11 protein-coding genes and 1 tRNA gene are annotated in these 17679 nt (G+C 67.4%); 5 read left to right on the forward strand and 7 right to left on the reverse strand.

Features of this window, described 5'->3' with window-relative positions:
- The 4 genes from KIH78_RS09820 to KIH78_RS09835 form a co-directional block, all read right to left on the reverse strand.
- Positions 1 to 1091 (reverse strand): tetratricopeptide repeat protein (locus tag KIH78_RS09820; RefSeq protein WP_420830156.1); only part of this gene is annotated, 1091 nt, incomplete at its 3' end.
- 284 nt (positions 1092 to 1375) lie between these two features.
- Positions 1376 to 4966: a 5'-nucleotidase C-terminal domain-containing protein gene (locus tag KIH78_RS09825; RefSeq protein WP_338024142.1), complete on the reverse strand. Its 3591-nt coding sequence runs from the start codon at positions 4964 to 4966 to the stop codon at positions 1376 to 1378.
- Between the two features lie 208 nt (positions 4967 to 5174).
- Complete coding sequence (locus KIH78_RS09830; protein WP_219132209.1) at positions 5175 to 6374, reverse strand: MFS transporter; 1200 nt, start codon at positions 6372 to 6374, stop codon at positions 5175 to 5177.
- A gap of 60 nt (positions 6375 to 6434) precedes the next feature.
- Positions 6435 to 6508: transfer RNA gene (locus KIH78_RS09835), tRNA-Pro, on the reverse strand.
- Positions 6509 to 6654: 146 nt separating this feature from the next.
- On the opposite strand from KIH78_RS09835, the gene lysS reads away from it, so the two are divergent.
- The 4 genes from lysS to KIH78_RS09855 all read left to right on the forward strand — a co-directional run bounded on the left by lysS (position 6655) and on the right by KIH78_RS09855 (position 13934).
- Entirely contained in the window at positions 6655 to 8334 is a 1680-nt protein-coding gene (gene lysS, locus KIH78_RS09840; RefSeq protein ID WP_219132210.1) for a lysine--tRNA ligase, read from the forward strand.
- Positions 8335 to 8585: 251 nt separating this feature from the next.
- Positions 8586 to 11846: an AAA domain-containing protein gene (locus KIH78_RS09845; protein ID WP_219132211.1), complete on the forward strand. Its 3261-nt coding sequence runs from the start codon at positions 8586 to 8588 to the stop codon at positions 11844 to 11846.
- Positions 11847 to 11940: 94 nt separating this feature from the next.
- A complete protein-coding gene (gene menA, locus KIH78_RS09850) occupies positions 11941 to 13065 on the forward strand; it encodes a 1,4-dihydroxy-2-naphthoate octaprenyltransferase (RefSeq protein ID WP_236034574.1) in 1125 nt (374 codons plus the stop codon).
- 128 nt (positions 13066 to 13193) lie between these two features.
- A complete protein-coding gene (locus tag KIH78_RS09855; RefSeq protein WP_034525883.1) occupies positions 13194 to 13934 on the forward strand; it encodes a phosphoglyceromutase in 741 nt (246 codons plus the stop codon).
- A 199-nt stretch (positions 13935 to 14133) separates the two neighbouring features.
- On the opposite strand, the gene KIH78_RS09860 is transcribed toward KIH78_RS09855, so the two are convergent.
- Positions 14134 to 14790, reverse strand: coding sequence for a hypothetical protein (locus tag KIH78_RS09860; protein WP_219132212.1), 657 nt, complete (start codon positions 14788 to 14790; stop codon positions 14134 to 14136).
- A gap of 399 nt (positions 14791 to 15189) precedes the next feature.
- Positions 15190 to 15870, reverse strand: a complete 681-nt coding sequence (gene phoU / locus KIH78_RS09865) for a phosphate signaling complex protein PhoU (RefSeq protein WP_214314196.1) — start codon at positions 15868 to 15870, stop codon at positions 15190 to 15192.
- 200 nt (positions 15871 to 16070) lie between these two features.
- Here phoU and KIH78_RS09870 point away from each other — a divergent pair, with 200 nt between their 5' ends.
- Positions 16071 to 17345, forward strand: coding sequence for a sensor histidine kinase (locus tag KIH78_RS09870; RefSeq protein ID WP_219132213.1), 1275 nt, complete (start codon positions 16071 to 16073; stop codon positions 17343 to 17345).
- A gap of 64 nt (positions 17346 to 17409) precedes the next feature.
- Here KIH78_RS09870 and KIH78_RS09875 read toward each other — a convergent pair whose 3' ends face one another.
- A complete protein-coding gene (locus KIH78_RS09875; protein ID WP_214314342.1) occupies positions 17410 to 17664 on the reverse strand; it encodes a DUF2530 domain-containing protein in 255 nt (84 codons plus the stop codon).
- Positions 17665 to 17679 lie beyond the last annotated feature (15 nt).

Below are 17679 nucleotides of genomic sequence, written 5' to 3' on the forward strand. Positions count from 1 at the left end.
CCGGCGGACGCATCGGACGGGGTGGACGACGCGGCGGGTGCCTCATCGGACGTACCGTCCGCATCGGCGTCCGCGCTCGCGGACACCGTCGGACCAGACGTAGACGCCGACGCGGCGGAACCGGCCTTCGCCTCCGCCTCCCTGAGATTCGCCTCGGTGATGCGGTAGTAGTCCGTGTCCGTGCCATAGCACTCGGCGATCACCGCAAGCGCCCGGCGATACCGGTCCGCCGCCTCGCCGAAGCGGCCCTCCGCGTACAGCACCTGCGCGAACCCGGCCAACGCGGACGCGAAATGCGCCGAATGCTCCAGATGCCCGTTCGCATAGATCTCCAACGCCTTCGCCGCATGCCGGTGCGCCTCCTGAAGCTTGCCCTCGCCGAGGAGCACCAGCGCCAGATTCGTGTGCGAGGACGCCACATCGATGTCCGCGTCCGGGTCCACGCTCGAAGCCTCGATGATGCGCAGCGCCTCCCGCAGCTCCGCCTCCGCCTTGCCGGGACGGTCCGTCTCGCTGTACAGCATCGACAGGTTGTTGTGCAGCGCCGCGAGACGACGGTCCGTGGGGTCGTAGTTGCGCTCGGCGCATGCCAGCGCCTGCGCGTACAGGTCTTCCGACTGGTCGTAGCGTTTCGCCGCGCGCATCGCGGTGGCGCAGTTGATGAGCGTGGTGGTCCACGCCTCGGAGCCCTCGAGCCCCATGCGCAGGGCCAGTTCGATGGCCCGCTGCACGATCCACTGGTTCTCCTCGTGGCGGCCCTGCGAACGGTAGAAGCCCATCGTCTCGTTGAGCACGGTGAGCAGGCCGGCGTCGTCGCCCGCGTTCTCCGCGTCCACGGCCGCCTGCTCGAGGTACGGGCCGGCCTTCCCGGCGGCGTCGTGCGCCTCGAAGATCGCGTCGAGCCCCTTGAGGAATCCGTTCACGTCGAACGTGCGGGCGGGGGAGGCGGAGGCGGAGGCGGAGGTGGAAGCGTCGGCGGGCGTTCCGGTTGCCGTGGACGTTCCGGTTGTGACGGACGCGACGGTCCCGGCGGGCTTGTCGAAGTCGTGCGCGTGCTTCGCCGCCATCCGTTCCAACGCCACCTCGAGCATCGAGTCCTTCGACGTCTCCTGCGACGCATCGGCGTCCGCGCCTGCGGCCACGTTCCCGGTCATATCGTCCGTCCCCTCCATCGCGACTACGTGTATACCGGTCTCCAGCGTACTGTGCGTGTCGCGCGCGCACGCTGTGAGTGTCGTTACATCGGCGGCCGCCGAGGGGCGCGCTTTACGGACGTTGCCGCACGGACGGGCCCGAAGACGGGGAGAGCCCCGCCGAAGCGGGGCTCTCGATGGACTGTGGTCCGGGCCTTGCGGAAGGTCCCGGCCGGTCGCTGTCAGTGCCGACGACGACGCACGGCGACGGTCGCGCCGCCGGCCGCGGCCAGCAGCACGACGACCGCGACGATGCCCGCCACGGATGCGCCGGTGCGGGAGAGTCCGGCGGTCCTGCCGTTGGCCTTGCCCTTGCCGGTGGTCGTGCCGCCGTCGCCCTTGCCGGGCGTCGGGTTCTGCGACTCGCCGCCCTGACCCGGCTGGCTGGGCTGACCCGGCTGGCTGGGCTGGCCGGGCTGTCCGCCGTTGGCGCGCGCCTGCTTGGCGGCGTCGATCTCCGCCTGCGTGTAGAGCATCTGCGGGTAGACGGAGGTGATGGCGGAACCGAACTTCGCCAGCTCGTCCGCGGTCAGCGTCCTGGTGACGGTGAACTCGGAGGGCTTGGCGGAGCCGAGGTCGTTGACGCCGAAGTCCACGCCGTTGACGTACAGGCCCAAGGCGAGCGGCTTCGGGCCGTTCGCGTACACCGGCAGGCCGAACGTGAGCGTCACCTTGCCGTTCTCCACGGACGAGGACTTGAGCTGGACGCCGGCGGGCGATTCGTCGCCCTTGACGTCCTTGTGCCTGCCGAGGTAGTCGATGAGACCCTGCACGTCCACCGTGCCGGTCAGGCGCGGCGCGCCCTGCGCGGTGAACCCGGTGAATCCGTCGCCGCCGGAGAGCAGGAACGAGTTGGCGGCCACGGTGACCGTGTCGTCGTCCTTGATCTGCTTGCCGTCGACGTACACGTCGGTGACGGTGGCGACCGGCACCTTGGTGTTCGCGTCGGGCGTCAGCGTGTAGGTGAACGTCACGTTCGACGAGATGCCGAGACGCACCACGTTGGACTTGCCGTCCTTCTCCTGCCACTGCTGGGCGAGCACCGTCTTGAGCTGCTTGCCGGTGAGGTCGACCACGCTGTTGTCGTTGCCGAACGGCAGCATGCCGTACGCTTCCTTGACGGTGATCTGCTTGTTCCCGTCGGGGTCGAGGTTGTCGGTGCGCAGGCCGCCCGGGTTGATGAAGCCGATGGTGGCGTTCCTGCCGACCTCCGTGTTCCTCGCGGATTCGAGCGCGGCGTCCGCGTTGAGCGTGCCGAGCTGGGTTTCGGCCGACCAGTCGCCCTTCGCGAAGTCCGCGGACTTGTCGATGGTGCCGACGACCTTGTCACCGGCTTCGGCGGAATCCGCCTGGGCCTGCTTGTAGACCTTCGCGGCCGGGCCGTTCGGATCGCCTTCGAAGCCCTTGGACGGCGCGGTGCCGTCCTTGTTCGTCACGAACGTGACGTCGTACTGGGAGGCGTTGCGCACGGTGACCTTCGCGTCCTTGCCGGTGCCGTCGATGAAGAGGTCCTGCGCGGCCGCGTCCCGGCCGTAGCTGCCGGCCTCGATGATCGGCGCGCCGGACTTCGTGGTGGAACCGTACTTGTTGCGGTGGCTGTGGCCGCCGTAGACGAGGTCGACGTTGGCGTCGAGTCCGGCGCCGTCGTCGCGGATCGTGTCGGCGTCCTCGTGGATGAGGGCCACGACCGCGTCCGCCTCGCCGTTCGACGGATCGCCGTCGGAGAGCTGGTCGGCCACCTTGTTGACGGCCTGGACCGGGTCGGTCACGGTGACGCCCTGCATGACGCTGGGGGAGACCACGTTCTTGAGGTCGGCGGTGATGGCGCCGACGAACGCGACCTTCTTGCCGTTGATCGTCTTGATCGTGTACGGCTTGAGCCGTTCGGAGGTGAGCTTGCCGCCGGAGATGTTCGCGGCCACCCAGTCGATGCCGTACTGCGGGTCGGCGATGCGGTCGTTGAAGTCGCCCGTGCCCTTGTCGAGCTCGTGGTTGCCCAGCGCGCTCACGCTCAGGCCCCAGGCCTTCGCCATCTCAAGTGTCGGCTTGTCCTGGAAGTAGGCGGATTCGAACGGGGAGGCGCCCACGAGGTCGCCGCTGGAGACGAACACGCTGTTGCCCGGGTTGTGGTCGACGGCGAGCTTCTTGTACGCGGCCTCGACCCACTGGCCGGTCTCGATGTGGCCGTGGAAGTCGGTGATGTCGAACACGGTCACCTGCTTGGCGTCCTTGCCCGGCTGGTCCGGGGTGGTGGAGCCGTTGCCGTCGGAGTCCGGGTGTCCGCCATTGTCGGCGTACTGTTCGCCGATCACGCTCGGCGCGCTCGCGCCCGGCTCGACCTTGACGACGTCGCCGTTCTCGTTCAGCGTGACCGTGGCGCTCAGTGCGGCGGCCAGGTTGATGCGCTGCCAGCCCGCGGACGTGGAGTCGAGCGGGTAGCCGCCGTCGATCGCGGTCTTCGCGAGGATAGCCTCGCGCTGGTCGCGGTGCAGCTTCGGGTAGGCGATCTTCAGCAGGTCGGCGGAGCCTTCCGGCGCGGTGAACGTAGTGCCGGCGGTGGTCTTGGGGAATCCGTAGGTCAGGCGGTTCGTGTACACGGCGATGGCGGACTTGCGGTCGGTGACCGTCTGCTTGCTTACCGCGTCGACGAAGCCGTTCGTGTAGCCGTTGGACGCGTTCGCGCCGAGGTTGTTCACGCATGCGGTGACGGTCGCGTAGTCGGAGGCCTGCTTGGCGGCGTGGCCGTCCGCCACGCACTTGGCGGCGAGGTACGCCTGCAGCTGGTCGGAGGCCGGCTTCACGTACTGGTCGTAGTAGGTGCTCCAGTAGTAGCCGTTCTGGGCTTCGCCGTCGATGCGGCCGCCCATGATGTCGAGCGGGTAGTGGACGCCGAGCACGATGCGGTTGTTGCCCGCCTCGGAGGTGCGGGCGAGGATCTCGGGCGCGAGCTGCGGGAACAAGCCGGCCAGCGCGATGCCCCACGAGTAGGCGCCGGTGGTGTGGCCGGACGGGAACGAGCCGGATCCGGCGAGGCCGTCGTATTCGGCGGAGTGCGTGTTGCCCTGCGCGTCGGTCCAGTCGGGCACGCGCTTGATGCCGGCGGAGATGTCGGTGATGTCGTTCCTGCCGCCGTCGGTGCGGTCCTCGAACGGACGCGGATGCTGGAAGTGCGTCTTGGCGGCGGAGGTGGAGATGGTGTCGTACTTGAAGATGTCGGACACCTTGTTCAGGCTGCCGTCGGCCAGGCCGTCGGAGAAGTACTTGCCGAGCACCGGGCCCAGGGAGTCCGGCAGGGTCTCGGCGGCGTTCAGGTCAGCGTCGACGAGGGCGCGCTGCTGCTGCGCGGTGGCGGTCTTGCCGTCGCCGCCTTCCGCCGCGGCGTTGTTGATCTGCTGGACGAATTCGTCGTCATGGTCGAGCACGGTCTTGTTGAGCACCTTGCCGCCGTCGGTTTCGGTGGCTGGCCGCCAATAGGAGTCGTATTCGCCGAGCAGCTGGACCAGGTTCGGCTTGGCGGCGCGCGCCGTGGGGCCGGCAGCATAGCCGGAGACGTCGTTCCCGGCGGCCGCGGCGTCGTAGCGGCCTTCGCTGGTGGCCGCGTACTTCGTGGCGTCGAACTTTCCGGTGGCGCCGCCGGCGCTGACGCCGGTGGCGGAGGCCGCGGGCGAGGCGGGCTCGTTCGCGGAGGCGGTCGCCACGGCGACGCTCGACAGCGTCGCGACGGCGGCCACCGCGGCGATCAGTCTCGCCGCGACATGCATGTTCCTCTTCACTGTGTATTCCCTTCGTTGCGGTCCGTGGCCCGGATTCGTCGGTTTCGGACATGGGCCGTCGGACTGCTCCCACGCTACGGCCGCAACATGGAATACAGGCGCAATCGGGAAGAACGCAGGGTGAACTTACTCCGTCTGTGGGCGATTGCACAGTGAGAGGCGATTATGCGGCGTGGGCCGGGGCGATTGCCCCGGCCCACGCCGTCCGTCACTCCACGTCGATCTCGCGCATGCGGTGGATCGCCTCGGTGTCGCCCTCGCAGCGCCACGAATAGAAGACCAGCAGCCCCGCGGACAGCAGCGCCAGCGGCAGGCCGCCCAGACCGGTGAACCGGTAGTCCATCGCGAACGTGGTGAGCATCGCGCCGCCGACCACCGAGCCGACCGCGTTGCCGAAGTTGAACGCCACCTGCACGGCGGCGCCGGCGATGAGCTCGCCGCCGCCCTGACCGGCCTCCGTCATGAGCAGCTGCTGCGGCGCGGAGATGAAGAACAGGCCGAACGCAATCCAGAACGTGAGGATCGCGGTGGTCACACGGTTGCCGGGGACGAGCAGCACCATCGCGAGACCGAGCAGCGAGATGAACTGTCCGAGCGCCGCCGTGCCCGCATGACGCCAGTTGTCCGTGATGCGGCCGCCGATGATGCCGCCCACCACCATGCCGAATCCGGCGAGCATCATGAGGAACGGCACCAGCGCGGACGGCCATCCGCCGGTCTTCTGCAGCCAGGGGGAGACGTAGCTCCACCAGCAGAACACGCCCGCGTTGCCGGTGAACACGGCCGCGAGGATCACCCACGGGCCGCGGCGGCGCAGGAAGCGGAACTGGCCGAGGATGCCCGTGTCCTTCACCGGCGGCACGAACGGGATCCACGCGAGGGTGAGCAGGATCGTCATCCCGGCCCATGCGGCGAGGATGCCGAACGCCAGACGCCAGGACAGGAACTCGGCCATCAGCGTGCCCGCCGGCACGCCCAGCATGTTCGCCACCGTCTGCCCGGTCACCATCACGGAGACGGACTGCGCCTCCTTGCCGGGTTCAGCCAGCGTCTTCGCGATGAGCGTGGCCGTGCCGAAGAACGCGCCGTGCGGCAGACCGGAGATGAAGCGCGCCGCGACGAGCATCACCCCGTTCACGCTGAACGCGCTCAGCAGGTTGCCGACGAGCGCGATGGCCATGAACAGGATGATGAGGTTCTTCGGCGGCACCTTCCTGCCGAACACGAGGATCAGCGTGCCCACGCACACGCCGATGGCGTATGCGGAGATGTAGTTGCCGGCCGTTGGGATGTCCACGCCGGTGGCGGCCGCCGCCTGGGGCAGGATGCCCATCATCACGAATTCGGCCGCGCCGAGGATGAACGCGCCGGCGGCCAGCGCCAGCAGGCTGAGCATGCTCTTCTTCATGGGGTCCCTTCCGGATATGAAAAAAGGGAACCGCTGATTTCTCAGCGGTTCCCTCGGTTGTCGGGCTGGCGGGATTTGAACCCGCGGCCTCTTCGTCCCGAACGAAGCGCGCTACCAAGCTGCGCTACAGCCCGTTTGGCAACGGGGGATATATTACATGCTTCGGTTCGCGAAGCAAACCTCGGCGTGTCGCGCCGGAAAACCGCGGATTTCCCTGATTCTGCGGCGCATGCGGCGGCGGCCCCGAGCCTGTATCGTCTCCTCGCTACACTGTGGGGCTATGTGTGAAACCCAAGAATCCCAAGCGAACGGGGAAGAGAACGCCGTTCCCCAGATGACCACCGTGGAACGCGCCGAGATGCTGCTGAGGCAGGATGCGGCCATCCGCGAGAAGATCAGGGAGGGCGCCTCCCTGGACGACGCCGTGGACCCGTCCAACAAGGAGTTCGGCCCGCTGGCCCACCCCGAGCAGGTGCAGATGCGCGTGGCCAAGCGCGCCATGATGCTCGAGGAGGGTGCCAACCCCTACCCGGTCCACCTCGACGTGACCGACACCATCGAAGACGTGCGCGCCAGGTATGACGGCAAGCTCGAACCCGGCCAGGAGACCGAGGACATGGTCGGCATCGCCGGCCGCGTGCTGTTCATCCGCAACGCCGGCGGCCTCAACTTCGTGCAGCTCGCCGCGGGCGACGGCACCAAGATCCAGGGCATGATCTCCAAGAAGGAGATCGGCGCCGACTCCCTCAAGCGCTTCAAGCAGCTCGTCGACCTCGGCGACCACCTGTTCCTGCGCGGCCGCGTCATCGCCTCCAAGACCGGCGAACTGTCCGTCTTCGCCACCGACTGGGCCATCGCCTCCAAGGCGCTCCAGCCGCTGCCGGCCCTGCACAAGGAGCTCAACGAGGACACCCGCACCCGCAAGCCGTACATCGGCATGATCGCCGACGACAAGATCCGCAACATGGTGCGCAACCGCTCCAAGGCGGTCTCCTCGCTGCGCCACACCTTCGAACGCCACGGCTTCCTCGAGGTCGAGACCCCGATGCTGCAGACCGTGCACGGCGGCGCCGCGGCCCGCCCGTTCACCACGCACATGAACGCGTTCGACCTGGACCTCTACCTGCGCATCGCGCCGGAACTGTTCCTCAAGCGCTGCCTCGTCGGCGGCATCGACCGCGTGTTCGAAATCAACCGCGACTTCCGCAACGAAGGCGTCGACGCCACCCACGCGCCCGAATTCACCATGCTCGAGGCGTACCAGGCGTACGGCACGTACGACACCATCGGCCAGCTTGTCAAGGAGCTCGTGCAGACCACCGCGAAGGACGTGTTCGGCTCCACCACCGTCACCCTGCTCGACGGCACCGAATACGACTTCGGCGGCGACGAATGGAAGAGCATGAGCATGTACGACTCCCTGTCCGAGGCGCTCGGCGAGGAGATCATCCCCAACGGCGGCCCGGACAACCCCGGCACCTCCGTCGAACATCTCGCCGCCATCGCCGACAAGCTCGGCGTGGAACGCGACGAGGTCGAGAACCACGGCAAGCTCGTCGAGCACCTGTGGGAGCACTTCTACGAGGACAAGCTCTACGAGCCCACCTTCGTGCGCGACTTCCCGGTCGAAACCTCCCCGCTCGTCAAGGGCCACCGCTCCAAGCCCGGCGTGGTGGAGAAGTGGGACCTCTACGTGCGCGGCTTCGAGCTCGCCACCGGCTACTCCGAGCTCAACGACCCGATCGTCCAGCGCGAACGCTTCGTGGCGCAGGCCAAGGACGCGCTCGCCGGCGACGAGGAGGCGTGCGACATCGACGAGGACTTCCTCGAGGCCCTCGGCGTGGGCATGCCGCCGGCCGGCGGCACCGGCATGGGCATCGACCGCCTGCTCATCGCCCTGACCGGCGCGACGATCCGCGAGACCATCACGTTCCCGCTCGTCAAGCCGCTCGTCGCCTGACGTACGGACGTACTGACATACGGATGGTTCCCTGAGGGGTTCCGTCCACGCTGTTCGGCTCCCCCTCCCATGCATGGGAAGGGGAGCCGTCTGCATTCGGCGGGCGTGCCGCTTTGGCCGCCGCCGCGGCGACCGTCGGTGCGACGGCCCGCGCCGTTGGATCGCCGTGTGCCGGCATGCTATAACGGGGGGATATGCGGCGCGGCGCCGCAGAGCCGCGGCCCGACGAAGATATGCAAGGGGGCAAGGATATGGCCGATATCGACGTGGGGGACACCTGCGACGGGCCCCTTCCCCGGCTGGTCGCCGGAACGCCCACCGCACGCGGACTCATCGACTATCTCATCGACGCGGCATGCGTGCTGGGCTTCGGCCCCAAGCCCGGCCGGAAGGCGGAGGACCTCGAGCCGCCGACCGGCATCCGAGACCCGAACTGGCAGTCCTCCTATTCGCTCGCCTGGTATTTCACCGACTACCTGGAGCAGGACCTTGCGAAGGCCCTCGGCCATCGTCCCGGCGGGACGGCGACCGCCGCGGGCGGATCCACCGACGACCCCCTCGTCGCGTTCCTCGGCATGGGACGATTGGATGACGCGCCCGCCGTCGGAACCTACCGTGCGGACGCGCGCCGCGAGGACGCCATACTGGACAGCCGTTTCCCGCAGGATACGAACGGGCTCAACCGCAAACAGCGGGAGGCGCTGCACAAGGCGCTCCACAACAAGGTGTCGATCATCAAAGGGCCTCCGGGAACCGGCAAGACCGAAGTGATCATGCACATCATCGCGCTGGCCGTCGAACGAGGGGAGACCGTGGCGGTCGTCTCCTCCAACAACTCCGCCGTGCGCAACGTGGTGGACAAGGCGACGGAAGCCTACCGGGCGTACATGCGGCGCGCCGGCGCGCCCGTCGCCGGCGTGGGCCCCGACGAGACGGACCTCGCCGCGGTGACCGCCACCATGCTCGCCGCGTTGGGCAGCACGCAGGTGCGGCGGGCGTGGCGCCCCATCGGCGCGGAAACCGACGAACCCGTCTTCGGCAAGCCGGAACCCCGCGTGGAGAAGGACGGGGACGGACACGTCACGGCCCGGTACTTCCCCAAGTCGGGCAAACCGTACATCGCCGGGGCGGAGACGAAGATCACCTTCGACGACTTCACCCGAAAGTATCCCATCGTCACCAGCACCATCCACTCGCTGAAGAAATGCTTCGCCGATGGCGCGGAACGAAAGTACGACCTGCTCATCATTGACGAGGCGTCGCAGACGAACGTGATCCAGGGCATCGTGGCGCTCAGCTGCGCCAGACGCGTGGTCATCGTCGGCGACGAGGAACAACTGCCGCCCGTGGTGAACGACGCGTACGCCGGCACGCTGACCGAGCTCGCCGAACACCACCGCGTATGCCGGCCGGCGGGCGAAGGCGACGCCGACGCGATCACGTCCCCATACGACCTGACCGACCCGGAAAGCAGCTTCCTGACGGCCTGCTACCGGGTGTTCGACCCCGTCTTCGTGCGCAGGAAGGCCGAACTGGAGTCGAGAACCGCCACGGACGGCACGGCGGGGAATGCCCGCACGGCCGTCGCCGACATCGACACCGACGTCACGACCACGCTGACCGAACACTACCGGTGCCCCGCCGCCATCATCGAATTCTGCAACCAATACGTCTACCGGGGCGTGCTCAAACCGGCCAAACCACGGAGGGAAGGCGACCCCGCCTTCCCGCTCGCCCTGCGCTGGTACGACGGCGACTACCGCGAAGGCTCCTGGCTCGGAAGCGCCGGCGGCAAGGACGGCAAGGACGGCAAAGGCTCGGGAGGTGGCCGCCGGTCCAGCTCGGTCAACGACAAACAGCTGACCGTCTTCCGCATGGAGGAACTGCCCTACCTCAAACGCCGGCTCAAGGAGGGCGCCGACGCGGGCAGGCCCTTGTCGGTCTGCCTGCTCACGCCGTTCCGCGGGCAGCAGGAATGGCTCGAACGACTGCTGCGACGCGAACTCCAAGGCATCGTCGACGGCAAGGACATCGCGACCGAACGCTTGGACGGCACCAAGGACAATGACGGCGACGGCGACGCCCCCGCCGGCGGAGGCAGTCCCACGCGCGACGGAACGGAACGGGCGCAGGCCCTCACCATCCACAAATCGCAGGGACAGGGCTTCGACATCGTCTACCTCCTGCCGGTGGAGGACGGCAACTGGGAATGGCCATGGTCGCAGGGCCGGCACCTCATCAACGTGGCCGTCTCCCGCGCCAAACGGGAGCTGCGCGTCATCGCCTCCACCACGCTGATGTCACGGGAGCTGCAACGACGGCTCACCGGAGGCGAGGTGCCGGCGAACGCGCCGGCCGACGAACGCAGCCACGACCGGCGCAACCAGCAGATGTTCATCCGCAAGCTCGCCGACTACATCGCCGCCAACGCGCCGGTGGACGCCGCCGGACGGAACCTCGAGCCGGACTTCGGCGTCATCCGCTCCCGCGTACGGTCGATCTTCGACATCCGCCCCGCCGTGCAGGAACGCGACCGCGCGGTCGTCCGATCGCTGGAGCGCCGGGACCGGCAACGGTCCACGCAATACGCGCCGGAGAACATCGTGCTGGCCGCGGCGGCCCGCATCGCCGAGCACAACAGACTGGTCCTGCTGCACACCGTCAAATGGCCTGACGTGCTGCTGCCGGACGGCACCGCGCTCGCCGACGTCGACGAAGGCTTCCACCATTTCAAGGACCCGTCCAACACGGAATTCGACGTGGTGCTCGCCCGTCTCGACGGGCGCATCGTGATGGCGATCGAGGCGGACGGCGTATACCACCGCTTCGCCCGCGAGACGAGCCCCCAGGAAATCACGCCGTTCGAACGGCGGCAGCAGGACATGCGCCGTCTGGTCCACCGGCTGGCGGCGGGAGGCACCGACGTCGTCGGCGCATCGGCCGCCGCCTCGGGCGACGACGCGCGCCGGACGTACCCGCCGCGCGAGGACGTGATCGAACGCGACCTGCTCAAGGACCGGATCGTGATGTCCCACGCGCACGGGACCGTCGTCCATCTGGGTGCGGACAGCTCCTCCTCGGGCGGCGACCGTCGGCCCTATCTGGAGGATGTGCGTCTGCGCATCCTGGGACGACGGCCGCACTCCACCGCCGACGAGGACGGCGACCCCGACCACGCCGAGACCGACTCGTTCCGCGACGACGTCTTCACACCGGGCGCCATGACGGGCGTCGACGGGCTGGTGCTGCTGCGTGTACCTAGCGACGGCAGCACGTATCTCGAGACGGACGCCCTGCGACGGGCGGCGGGCATGCCGGACGTCGCGGACACCGTCGCGCCGCGTCCGACCATCGAGGACTACGTGCGCGCCTGCGACGCCGCCCTCGACGACGACGGCCACTTCGCGCTGCGCGTGAGGACGGAACGGGTGCACGCATGGCTGAGCGACGACGACCTGGAGGCCATCGTCGCGACGCGGCGCATGCTGGAACGCTACGAATCCGGACGGTAGGTCCGGACGGCAGGTTCGGACGGGCCGCGGCGTCGCCGCGTTCCGCCTTCCGGATGAGGGCGGACGGACGGCACGGGCGTCTAGACTGGCGGCCATGGGTAACGGAATGTGGAAGGCATGGCTGGGCGCGATCCGGCCGAAGACGCTGCCGCTCGCGGTCTCGCCGGTCGTCGCGGCCTCGATGGCGATGTGGAGCACCGTGTTCGAAGGCGTCTGGGGCGGCTCGTACCTGCACCGGCCGTGTCCGGTGGTCGGCGGCAGACCCCCATACCCGTACGGCGACTACGGCCGGTGCCTCACCTCGCCCGGCTGGTACGCCGCGGTGACGCTGCTGTGCGTGGGCGTCGCCCTGTTCCTCCAGATCGCCGCCAACCTCGCCAACGACTACTCCGACGGCATCCGCGGCGCGGACGAGACGCGCGGCGGCGACGAGGCGGTCAGCGGCAAGCCGCGGCGTCTCACCGCCTCCGGTCTGGTCTCGCCGAAGCGCGTGCTGCTCGCCGCCGGCGTCAGCGCGGCGCTCGCCTGCGTGTGCGGGCTCGCCGTGACCGTCCTCACCGGGCATTGGTGGTTCATCGCGCTCGGCTTCGTCTGCATCGTGGCCGGCTGGTGCTATGTGGGTGGTCGCCATCCGTACGGCTACCACGGGTTCGGCGAGCTCGCCGTGTTCGTGTTCTTCGGCCTCGTGGCCACGTGCGGCACGTCGTACGCTTTGTCCGACGAGGTGCCGTTCCTCGTCGTCTGGACCGCCGTCGCGCTCGGTTTCGTCGCCGTCGGCGTGCTGTGCGTCAACAATCTGCGCGACGTCGACGACGACGCGCTCCACGGCAAACGCACGTGGATGGTGCGGTTGGGCCGCGGCCGCGGTCTCGTGGCCGCCGAAGCGGCGTTGATCGTCCCCACGGCGATGGCGGCGATGTCGTACGTCTCCTACGCGCCGCTCATCCGGGTCGCGCGGCTCGCGGCGGACCCGCGTTGCGGCACCGTCTTCGACGGCGCGTCCGACACGACCGGGCACGTGGCGTGCGCCGGCATGCCGTGGTGGGATGTGACCGCGGCCTTCGCGGGGACGGCGATGCTGTGCGCGGCCATCGCGCTGTGTGTGGCCGCGGTGCGCGCGCTGCGCGGTGGCGCGTACCGCAGGGCGCTGCCGATGGCCGGGCTGCTTTCGCCCGCGGTGGCGCTGGTCTTCGGATGCGCCTACCTGATGGGGGCGTGAATCCGGCGGATGCCCGGGAGGTCCGGCGCCGACGGACGGGCGCCGACGGGTGAACATCGCCCGAACGTCGGCGAAAAAACATGGAACGGCTACTCGTGTCCGGCATACCGGGGCGGTAGACTGGCCGTATGTCTTACAAACTAGTACTGCTCCGTCACGGACAGAGCGCATGGAACAAAACCAATCAGTTCACCGGCTGGGTCGACGTCCCGCTGACCGAGCAGGGTGAAGCCGAAGCCAAGCGCGGCGGCGAGCTGCTCAAGGAGAAGAACGTCCTTCCGGACATCGTGTTCACCTCCCTGCTGCGCCGCGCCATCAACACCGCCAACATCGCGCTGGACGCCGCGGACCGCCTGTGGATCCCGGTCGAGCGCAACTGGCGTCTCAACGAGCGCCACTACGGCGCCCTGCAGGGCAAGAACAAGACGGAGATCCGTCAGGAGTACGGCGACGAGAAGTTCATGCTGTGGCGCCGCTCCTACGCCACTCCGCCGCCGGAGATCGATCCGAACGACGAGTACGCGCAGAACCACGACCCGCGCTACACCGGCGACCCGGTGCCGGAGGCCGAGTGCCTGGCCGACGTCGTCAAGCGCGTCGAGCCGTACTTCAAGTCCGCCATCGAGCCCGAGCTCAAGGCCGGCAAGACCGTCCTGATCGCCGCCCACGGCAACTCGCTGCGTGCCATCGTCAAGATGCTCGACAACCTGTCCGAGGAGGAGATCGCCAAGGTCAACATCCCGACCGCCATCCCGCTGCTCTACGAGCTGGACGAGGACTTCAAGCCGATCAAGCCGCGTGGCGAGTACCTGGATCCGGAGGCCGCCGCCGCCGGTGCCGCCGCCGTCGCCGCCCAGGGCCAGAAGTGAGCCTTCCGGTCCGCCGGTCCGATCGGATTGTCGGTCCGATGTAGCGGATTCGGCGGATCGATATGACGACAGGGGCATCCCGAATGCATTCGGGATGCCCCTGTCGTCATATATGCGATGCCCGTGTCATTACAATCGTGCTGGTTGTGCTGAGGGGATCGGCACTCCGCCGAACCAATCGACGGTCTTGATTATCGTGTCAGGATGCGGCCTTCTGAACTTCCTTACGGTAGTCGTCCAGCGTCAAACCGATTGATGCGCCTTGGATCGGGACGGATGATAGACGGCTTACGGTTCCATGGTCATCAACGGCCAGCACGCCGTCCTGTGGATTGATCGCGTCGTAGCTTTCATCGTTATAGGTATGCAGCAGCAATAGGAATTCGTTGTGGTCCGTCTCATTGAGCAGTACCGTGTGTTCCTCGCGCACTTCTTGCCCGTCGATGTGTCCGCCTACTTGTGTGATTGCGATGACCTCGTTCGGTGTGACGGCTCCTTTGAGTACCTCGAGTACCCTCACATCGGTCACGGTGACCGGTACCGCCAGAGCGTCCTTGTTGATTGCCTGGCGTGCAAGGCCATATTGCGGATTCGTTGCGGCATCGCCATTGGTCGTGTCGATGTGCGGATATGACAATTCCTCCCTGGACTCAAGAACGGTTCCGACTATGATGACGTCAGCCGCCTGTACGGATTCCGACAGGGTGGCGTATTGCGGGTAATCCGCCTGTATGACGTGTGACGTGGGCTCGTGGTGCGAAGACATGAGATACCCAGTTGCGAGTAGCGCTCCACAGAGCATGATCAGTGGCACGGTGCGTAGCATCACGCGTTTTATGACATGGTTCGTGTTCATCAGTAGCAGCTTTTCACGTAGGTGACGTCATATGATGTCGGTGATCCGATGGCGCTTCTATTTCTTCCATGATTCATCAACGAACCGTTGGGGGTGGAAGAAAGTGGATTAACAACGGCTGCGCGGGTCATATGATGGCGAAAGGTGTTCATATGTCAACCTCGCTGTCGAAGACTCGGCGTCAATGCCGATTACGACTATTATGCCATGCCGAGCCCGTCGCTGTTCTTTAAAGTGTTGCAAGATGTATGCGCAATGATTCCATACAAACAAAACGACGCAAGACCCGTGCAGGGCCGTTGCGTCGTTTCGGGTCTCCCCTCGGGGAGAAGTCTTCGGTTATGCCGGAATGTCCGGTTCGTCACGAGCTGCCGGAAAGCCCGGCCGCTCGTGGACGGTTCACTCGATGGCGCCGTCCTCGTCGCGGCTCGGCTCCTTGGACGGGTCGAAACCGGAGACGATGAACACCACGCGGCGCGCGGCGGACACGGCGTGATCGCCGAGGCGCTCGAGGAAGCGGCCCAGCAGGACCACGTCGACGATCTGCTGGCGGGTGATGTCGTTGTTCTCGTCGAGCGCCAGCTCGAAGGTCTTGTGGTGCAGGGCGTCCAGCTCGTCGTCGCCGGCGATGATGCGCTCGGCGGTCTTGGCGTCGCGGTCGGCGAGCATGCTCACCAGGTCGTCGGACGTCTTGTCGAGGAAGTCCTGCATCTGCTGGAACGTCTCCTTGGCCACGTCGGGCAGCGGGGAGGCGGGGTAGGCGCGGCGGGAGGTCTCCGCCACGTGCTTGGCGAGATCGCCCATACGCTCGAACGTGGTGGCCAGACGCATCGTGGAGACGACGATGCGCAGGTCGGTGGCGACAGGGGTCTGCTTGGCGAGCAGCTTGACGCACTGGTCGATGACGCTCTCCTCGAGGGCGTCGAGTTCGATATCACCGTCGATAACGCTCTGAGCGGCTTCGACATCCTGCTTGAGCAGGGCGTCTCCCGCTCCACGGATGGACTTGCGCACGCCCTGAACCATGCGGTCGAGGTCGTCGGCGACGGCCTTCATCTCCTCGTTAAAGATAACGCGCATTGTCATTTCAGCCTTTCATCTTCTGGTCGTGAAACTCCTACAGCAACCTGTACCAGTGTATTATTCCCGCCTCACAATTTCGACAACGTAGCGAAATCGCCATCTGAAGTTGGTCGAGCGTTCACGGAGCCGTTCACCTTCCATTCAGGTTCCCGGCATGTCGCCGTCATGTCGATGTCCGCTGTGGGAGAATGGGGCCCATGCTTGATTCCCCTGTGCCGTCGTTCATCGTCTCCTCGGTGTTCGGCGTGATCGGCGTCGCCATTGTCCTCGCCGTGGCGTTGTTCCTCATCGACCACATCGAACCGGTGGTGGAGCGTCTGCTGGGAGGGGCGTCCCTCGTCGAATGGCTCGGCAACCACGTGGGCGGGAGGTTGCGGCGCTGGCGCCGTTCCAAGGCGGACGACGACGTGGACGACGGCCTGGACGCGTCGGCCGAATCGCTGCTCTCCATCCTTTCGAGCGCGTCCCTGGTGGTCGACACCGACGACGAGGTGGTGCGGGCGAACCCGCAGGCCTACCGTTTCGGCATCATGGAGGACGACCGCATCGTCGACGCGAAGGTGCTCGAGGCGGTGCACGCCGTGCGCGAGCACGGCGGCAGGCGCCGGTTCGACCTGGAGACGCAGACCCCCGAGCGGTTCGTCTCGTCCCGTGCGTCCGACGACGGCGAGGGGACGTCGGCGAAGGGCGTGAAGCGGCCGAACTGGCTGAAGGTGACGGTGGGACGCGTCAACGAGCGGTTCGTCGTGGTCCTGTTCGACGACGTGAGCGAGACCGTCCGGTTCGCGCAGATCCGCGATTCGTTCATCGTGAACGTGTCCGAGCAGCTGCTGGAGCCGACGAAGGCGTTGGGGCGGCTGGCGGACCGGCTGGAGCATGAGCGTCCGGATCCGGAGCAGGTCCGGGCCGACGCGCGCGAGGTGCGTACCGCCAGCAACCATCTCAACCATATGGTCTCCGATCTGCTGCTGCTCATCAAGGCGCAGGAGCCGATCACGCCGTCCGCCGCGAACCGTCTGAACGTGATGGAGCAGCTGAAGGCCGTGACCGCGCCGCTCATGCCCCAGGCGGAGCGGGCGGGCGTGGGATTGCGCGTCGAGGGCGACGGGAAACTCGTCATCAACGGCGACCGGGGGCAGATCCGCACGGCCGTGACCAAGCTGGTGGAGAACGCCATCGCCTATTCGCCGCGTGGCGCGGTGGTCAGCGTGTCGTCCGGTCTGGACGAGACGGGCACGCATGCGGTGATCCGCGTCATCGACCAGGGCAAGGGCATCGCGAAATCGGAGCAGTCGCGCATCTTCGAGCGGTTCTACCGGGGCGTGGACCAGAGCGAGCGCACCGCGGACGGCGTGGGGCTCGGCCTGTCCATCGTCAAGCATGTGGCGCTGACGCACCACGGCACGGTCACGGTGTGGTCCGCTCCCGGCCAGGGCAGCACGTTCAGTCTCGTCCTGCCACTGGCCCGATAGGTGCGTTCCGGCGCGTTCCCCGTCCTGGTCCCGTTTTGATTCCGTCCTGTCCGGGCGGGCGCGGCTACTGGCCGAGCCGGCGGTAGTCCCAGCGGTCGAAATGCTCCCAGATGAGCATGAGCACGCCGATGGTCACACCGGCGCCGCAGACGGTGATCGCCTCGCCCACCGGGAAGTCCAGCGCGTTGAGGACGAGGCAGACGATGAGGGCGAGGCTCCAGAGCGCGGTGCCGGCGAGGAACACGGTGCGCAGGTCCACGCGCACCGGTTTGGGGGCGGGGCGGCGCACGGCCGGGTCGATGATCGGGGCGATCCTCAGCATCGCATCCTCCAT

This window comes from Bifidobacterium saguinibicoloris (assembly GCF_019331725.1).
Taxonomy (GTDB): Bacteria; Actinomycetota; Actinomycetes; order Actinomycetales; family Bifidobacteriaceae; genus Bifidobacterium; species Bifidobacterium saguinibicoloris.